We start from the raw sequence: 6,588 nt of genomic DNA on the forward strand, positions 1-6,588 counted from the left end.
CGATCCTCGTCCGCGCGCAGCATCAGACCCGCGAATTCGAGGACCGCTTCATCCAGATCGGCCTGCCCTATCGCATCGTCGGCGGATTTCGTTTCTACGAACGAGCCGAAATCCGGGATGCGCTGGCTTATCTCCGGCTGGTCAATCAGCCTGCCGACGATCTGGCCTTCGAACGCATCGTCAATGTGCCTAAGCGAGGGCTTGGCGACAAGGCGGTGGAGAAACTGCATCGCCTTGCCCGTGCGCAGGGCATTCCGCTGACGCTGGCCGCCGCGCGCATACTCGACACCGACGAATTGACGCCGCAGGCCCGTCGCTCGCTCGGTGCCTTCGTCGGCGACCTTGCACGGTGGCGCGACCGGGCGGCGCAATTGCCCCATGCGGAGCTGGCGCGGCAGATACTGGACGAAAGCGGCTATACCGCGATGCTGCAGGCGGAACGCTCGACCGAAAGCGCGGGGCGGCTGGAAAACCTCACCGAATTGACCCGCGCCATGGAGGAGTATGAGACGCTGGGCGCGTTTTTGGAGCATGTCAGCCTCGTCATGGACAATGAGGCGCAGGCGGACGAGCGCAAGATCACGATCATGACCATCCATGCCGCCAAAGGGCTGGAGTTCGACCATGTGTTCCTGGCCGGGTGGGAAGAAGGTCTGTTTCCATCGCAACGGGCGCTGGACGAAGGCGGGCTGAACAGCCTGGAGGAGGAACGGCGGCTCGCTTATGTGGCGATCACGCGAGCGCGGCGACGCTGCACCATTCTCCATGCCGCCAACCGGCGCATCTACGGGCAATGGACCAGTTCCATCCCCTCCCGTTTCGTTGGCGAACTGCCACCCGAGCATGTCGAGGAGGAAAGCAGCATGACCGGCGGCGCGTCCCTTTGGCGCGCCAACTGGTCGGAGCGCGACGACCCTTTTGCCGACGTAGCGCGCGGCACCGGGCGCGGGCCGGGCTGGCAGAGAGCGCAATCGACAGGGCAGTTCAGCCGGGAGCCTGTGCGGATCGTCGAAGCGCGGGCATCGGCGGTGTCGCTCGGCAACAAGGGGCGCGACGACATGACCGTGGGGCTTCGCGTGTTTCACCAGAAATTCGGATATGGCACCGTTGCGGAAATCGAAGGCAACAAGCTGGAGATCGATTTCGAAACTGCGGGCCGCAAGCGGGTGATGGACAGTTTCGTGAGCGTCGCCTGAGCCCCGCCGCCATTCGATAGCCGCAATGCCTCTTCCCTTTTTCGAGCCGATCATGGCGGGCGCGCACTGGCCGGGGCGTGCGGTCGCGTGCCTGGGGGCAGCGCTGTGCCTTGCGCTGACGGTCCTGCTTTGCGCGCAATTGCCGCTTCTGCCCAGCGATCTGCCCGTCATCGTCGCGCCCCTCGGCGCTTCGGCAGTGCTGGTGTTCGCCGTACCCGCCAGTCCGCTCGCACAGCCTTGGCCGGTGATCGGGGGCAACATCATCTCCACGCTGGTGGGTGTAGCCATCTTTCGCCTGGTGCCTGATCTCGCGCTGGCGAGCGGGCTGGCAGTGGGCGGCGCGATCCTCGTCATGTCCCTGCTGCGCTGCCTGCATCCGCCGGGCGGCGCCGCTGCGCTGACGGCGGTGATCGGCAGCCAGGGCATTCATGCCGCGGGATTCGGATTTGCCATGGTGCCGGTGGGTATCAACTCCATCGCGCTGGTGGGGCTGGCGATGTTGTTCCATAGGCTAAGCGGTCGCAGCTACCCGCACAAACCGGCCTTGCCTGTGCAAGCGGCTCAAGCCGAACGGGCTGCGGCAGGTTTTATCGCAGAGGATATCGATCGTGCGCTGGAGGATATGCACGCAGATTTCGACATTGCGCGCGAAGACCTGGACATGCTTCTGTCGCGTGCGGAACTGCATGCGAAGCGACGGTCGGGCGAATAGCTGAAGAGATATGGTGGAGCCTAGCGGGATCGAACCGCTGACCTCCTGCATGCCATGCAGGCGCTCTCCCAGCTGAGCTAAGGCCCCATAAAGGTCGGCCATGCCGAACCATATGGTCAAGGCCATGTCCGGCATATGCCGTCGGCCCGATGTCCATGTCCTGCCGCAACAGGTATCGGCGGAGAATATTTCCCGATCCGAAAAACTGGTGGAGCCTAGCGGGATCGAACCGCTGACCTCCTGCATGCCATGCAGGCGCTCTCCCAGCTGAGCTAAGGCCCCGTCACCAGACCGAAGCGCCGTTTGGGTCCGGCGCTTCGGAGGTCGCTGCCTCTAGGATCACGCGATCCCGTTGGCAAGCGGAAATTTTACGTCAATGATCGTCGTCGTCACCGTCGGTGCCCGCTTCGACGCCCAGGTCGTCGTCGCCGCCCAGATCGACGTCATTGTCCGGGGAATCGCCGTCGTCATCGACGTCGATGTCCAGATCCAGATCGTCGTCCGCCGTCTCCAACTCGCCATCGGCGGTTTCGATGACCTTCTTGGGCGCGGCCTCTTCATACGGAAGCGGCTGCTTCGACTTGAGCACCGGCTCGGGCATCCAGGCGGTGTTGCAATTGATGCAGGTTACCGGATCATCCTTGCCAAGGTCATAGAAGCGCGTCGCGCATTTCGGGCAGGTCCGCTTCGTGCCCCATTCAGCCTTCACCATGTCCGGCCTGTTCCTTTTCCGATACCAAAAACGTCAAATCACGCGGCCCAACACGGGGTTGGCCACGAAACGTCGCGCGCCTTGCCATAGCGGGACCGCGCTGTCAAAAGCCGGGCGCATTTTTTCGGTTCCAGCGCATCGGACAATCCGTGACATCACAAGTCGATCAGCCCACGCCCCGCAGCTTCACCGCCGCCCCGCCCCTGCACGGCAGCGTGACCGTGCCGGGGGATAAGAGCATATCCCACCGCTCGCTGATGCTTTCGGCCCTTGCCGTGGGGGAAAGCCGTGTCGAAGGGCTGCTGGAAGGTGAGGACGTGCTGGCGACCGCCGCCGCGATGCGGGCGATGGGCGCGGCGATCGAACGCGACGCGGACGGCGTGTGGCACATTCACGGCGTAGGCGTGGGCGGCCTGCTCCAGCCGCAGACCGCGCTCGACATGGGCAACAGCGGCACGTCGACACGCCTGCTGATGGGCCTGCTCGCCAGTCACGACTTGACCGCGACGTTCGTGGGTGACGCGTCTCTCAGCAAACGTCCCATGGCGCGCGTCACCGAACCGCTCGGCCGGATGGGCGCCACCTTCACGACCAGTCCGGGCGAGCGGCTACCGCTCACGATGAAAGGAGCCTGCCCCGCCGTCGCGCTGGATTACCGCCTGCCGGTCGCTTCGGCACAGGTTAAATCGGCGATCCTGCTGGCGGGGCTCAACGCACCGGGCATCACCCGCGTGGTCGAGCCCGTTCCGACGCGCGACCATAGCGAACGGATGCTGAAGGGCTTTGGCGCGGACATCAAGGTAGACAGCGACGTGGACGGCTCGCGCGTCATCACACTGGTAGGCGAAGCGGAATTGCGCCCGCAGAATATCGTCGTTCCGGGCGACCCCTCCTCCGCCGCTTTCCCCATGGTCGCGGCGTTGCTGGTTCCTGGATCGCAAGTGACCATCGCCAATGTGGGCCTCAACGCGACGCGCGCGGGCCTGATCGACCTGCTGCGAGAGATGGGCGGCTCCATCGAGGTCGTGAATGCCCGCGAAGTCGGCGGCGAGCCGGTCGGCGACCTTGTCGTCACCGCATCCGCCCTGAGGTGCGTCGAGCCCGATCCGGCTCGCGCACCCAGCATGATCGACGAATATCCCATCGCTTTCATCGCCGCCGCCGTTGCCGCGGGGCGCAGCGTCTTTCGCGGACTGGAGGAACTGCGCGTCAAGGAATCCGATCGGATCGCCGCCATGGCGGAAGGATTGCGCGCCATCGGCGTTGAGGTCGAGGAACTGGAGGACGGCATCATGATAGAAGGCAGCGGCGGCACCCCGCTTCGCGGCGGCGGGCCGGTTGCGACGAAACTGGACCATCGCATCGCCATGAGTTTTGCAGTCGCGGGACTGGTGTCGCGCGACGGCGTTATCGTCGACGACATGCGCCCGGTCGCGACCAGCTTCCCCACCTTCGTCCCGCTGCTCCGGCAACTGGGGGCCCTCGCATGACATTCGACCTTGCCAATGTCATCGGGTTGCTCGGCAGCGCGATCATGGTCGTCGCCTATGCTTACAGCAACATGGCGAAAACGCTTAACTTCCTGATCTTCAACCTGTTGAACCTTGTCGGATCGTTGTTGCTGATCTGGTCGCTGACCGTCCATTTCAACCTGGCGTCGATGGCACTGGAAATCGTCTGGGCCGCCATCGCTCTACTCGGCCTTGGCAATTCGCTGAGGAAAAAGCGCTCATGATCGTCGCCGTCGACGGACCCGCCGCATCGGGCAAGGGCACCATCGCCAAGGCGCTGGGCCGCCATTACGGGTTGCCGGTGCTGGACACGGGCCTGCTCTATCGCGCGGTCGGGCTGGCTGTGCTGAAGGCTGGGCACGATCCCGACATCGAAGCCGACGCACTGGCCGCCTGCGGCTTCGACGACGAGACGCTTGCCGACCCGGCGTTGCGTACCGAAGCGGTCGGCAGCCTCGCCTCGCGCGTTTCGGTGCACCAGAGCGTGCGCGACGCGCTGGTCCAGCGGCAGCGCGATTTTGCAACTCAGCCGGGCGGTGCGATCCTGGACGGACGGGATATCGGCACCGTGATCGCACCGGATGCAGACGCCAAGATCTTCGTAACGGCCAGCGTCCATGTGCGCGCGGAACGGCGCTTTCAGGATGCTCTGTCGCACGGCGGGCATCCGGACATGGACAGCCTGATCGCCGACATCCAGGCGCGCGACACCCGCGACATGAGCCGCGACCACGCTCCGTTGAAGCAGGCGGACGGCGCGGACTTGCTAGATACCAGCGATTTGACTATAGACGCTGCCGTCCAGCGGGCGATCGCGCTTGTGGACGCTCAGCTTGAAGGTCGCGCCTCTGGCCCGATCCGATAAGGCGCGCGGAGTTTCCGGGCGCCCTTTTCGCTTATCACAGCCTGCGCGTTCCTTCGCTCAACCCTTTGGATACGTTGGCGATATTCGGTCGCGAACGTAGTTTGGCCTAAAGACCACCGGAGACAACCGGTAGGCCAGCAATGACGAGTGAAGGAATAACTTAATGGCCTCTGTGGCATTCCCCTCGCGCGACGATTTCGCCGCGCTTCTTAATGATTCCCTCGGTGGCGAGGACGGCGGCTTCGAAGGCCGCGTCGTCAAGGGCACCGTTACCGCCATCGAAAACGACCTTGCCGTCATCGACGTCGGCCTGAAGTCGGAAGGCCGCGTGCCGCTGCGCGAATTCGCAGCGCCGGGCCAGAAGGCCGATCTGAAGGTCGGCGACGAAGTCGAAGTCTATGTCGATCGCGTCGAAAACGCCCATGGCGAAGCCATGCTGTCGCGCGACCGCGCCCGCCGCGAAGCCGCGTGGGACAAGCTGGAAAGCGAATTCACCGAAAGCGCTCGCGTCGAAGGCGTGATCTTCGGTCGCGTCAAGGGCGGCTTCACCGTCGACCTCGACGGCGCTGTTGCGTTCCTCCCCGGCAGCCAGGTCGACATCCGCCCCGTGCGCGACGTCACTCCGCTGATGGACATTCCGCAGCCTTTCCAGATCCTCAAGATGGATCGCCGCCGCGGCAACATCGTCGTGTCGCGCCGCGCCATTCTGGAAGAAACCCGCGCCGAACAGCGCAGCGGCCTCATCCAGACGCTGGCCGAGGGTCAGATCATCGAAGGCGTCGTCAAGAACATCACCGATTACGGTGCGTTCGTCGATCTGGGCGGCATCGACGGTCTGCTGCACGTCACCGACCTGTCGTACAAGCGGATCAACCACCCCAACGAGATGATCAACATCGGCGACACCGTCCGTGTCCAGATCATCCGCATCAACCGCGACACCCAGCGCATCAGCCTCGGCATGAAGCAGCTGGAAAGCGATCCGTGGGAAGGCGCCAGCGCCAAGTATCCCGTCGGCGCGAAGCTGTCGGGCCGCGTCACGAACATCACCGAATATGGTGCGTTCGTCGAACTGGAGCCGGGTATCGAAGGCCTGGTCCACGTCAGCGAAATGTCCTGGACCAAGAAGAACGTCCACCCCGGCAAGATCGTTTCGACCAGCCAGGAAGTCGAAGTCCTGGTTCTGGAAGTCGATCCCGAAAAGCGCCGCATCTCGCTTGGCCTCAAGCAGGCCCAGTCGAACCCCTGGGACAGCTTCGCCGAACGTCACCCGGTCGGCTCGGTCGTCGAGGGCGAAGTCAAGAATGCGACCGAATTCGGCCTGTTCATCGGGCTCGACGGCGACGTGGACGGCATGGTTCACATGTCGGACATCGCATGGGGCATTTCGGGCGAGGACGCGCTGGCGCTGCACCGCAAGGGCGAGAGCGTTCAGGCCGTGGTTCTGGACATCGACGTCGAGAAGGAGCGCATCAGCCTCGGCATGAAGCAGCTTGAGCGTGGCGGACCGGCTGCCGGCGGCACGGCTGCTGCGGCTGCGGGTCTCAACAAGAACGCGATCGTCACCGTGACCGTTCTGGAAGTCCGCGACG

Annotated in this window: 7 protein-coding genes and 2 tRNA genes; 6 read left to right on the forward strand and 3 right to left on the reverse strand. The window is 64.3% G+C overall.

The features are described 5' to 3' along the window. Window positions 1-1,196, forward strand: a 1,196-nt coding sequence (locus DI606_RS19005; protein WP_293985466.1) for a 3'-5' exonuclease, incomplete at its 5' end; no start/stop codon positions are given. Between the two features lie 25 nt (window positions 1,197-1,221). Then, window positions 1,222-1,908 carry an HPP family protein gene (locus DI606_RS19010; protein ID WP_293985468.1) on the forward strand — a complete coding sequence of 229 codons (687 nt, stop codon included), beginning with the start codon at window positions 1,222-1,224 and terminating at the stop codon, window positions 1,906-1,908. Window positions 1,909-1,919: 11 nt separating this feature from the next. Here DI606_RS19010 and DI606_RS19015 read toward each other — a convergent pair. The 3 genes from DI606_RS19015 to DI606_RS19025 form a co-directional block, all read right to left on the reverse strand. Then, window positions 1,920-1,995: transfer RNA gene (locus DI606_RS19015), tRNA-Ala, on the reverse strand. Window positions 1,996-2,114: 119 nt separating this feature from the next. Next, window positions 2,115-2,190, reverse strand: a tRNA-Ala gene (locus DI606_RS19020). Window positions 2,191-2,281: 91 nt separating this feature from the next. Continuing rightward, entirely contained in the window at window positions 2,282-2,620 is a 339-nt protein-coding gene (locus tag DI606_RS19025; RefSeq protein ID WP_293985470.1) for a TIGR02300 family protein, read from the reverse strand. A gap of 149 nt (window positions 2,621-2,769) precedes the next feature. On the opposite strand from DI606_RS19025, the gene aroA reads away from it, so the two are divergent. The 4 genes from aroA to DI606_RS19045 form a co-directional block, all read left to right on the forward strand. After that, a complete protein-coding gene (gene aroA / locus DI606_RS19030; protein WP_293985472.1) occupies window positions 2,770-4,110 on the forward strand; it encodes a 3-phosphoshikimate 1-carboxyvinyltransferase in 1,341 nt (446 codons plus the stop codon). Beyond that, entirely contained in the window at window positions 4,107-4,355 is a 249-nt protein-coding gene (locus DI606_RS19035; protein ID WP_293985474.1) for a hypothetical protein, read from the forward strand. The genes aroA and DI606_RS19035 overlap by 4 nt, the downstream gene beginning before the upstream one ends. Then, window positions 4,352-4,996: a (d)CMP kinase gene (cmk, locus tag DI606_RS19040; RefSeq protein WP_293985476.1), complete on the forward strand. Its 645-nt coding sequence runs from the start codon at window positions 4,352-4,354 to the stop codon at window positions 4,994-4,996. Before DI606_RS19035 ends, cmk begins: the two co-directional genes overlap by 4 nt. Window positions 4,997-5,159: 163 nt before the next feature. Continuing rightward, window positions 5,160-6,588, forward strand: a 1,429-nt coding sequence (locus DI606_RS19045) for a 30S ribosomal protein S1 (protein WP_293985478.1), incomplete at its 3' end; no start/stop codon positions are given.

Source organism: Sphingobium sp. (genome assembly GCF_003248505.1).
Classification (GTDB): Bacteria; Pseudomonadota; Alphaproteobacteria; order Sphingomonadales; family Sphingomonadaceae; genus Sphingobium.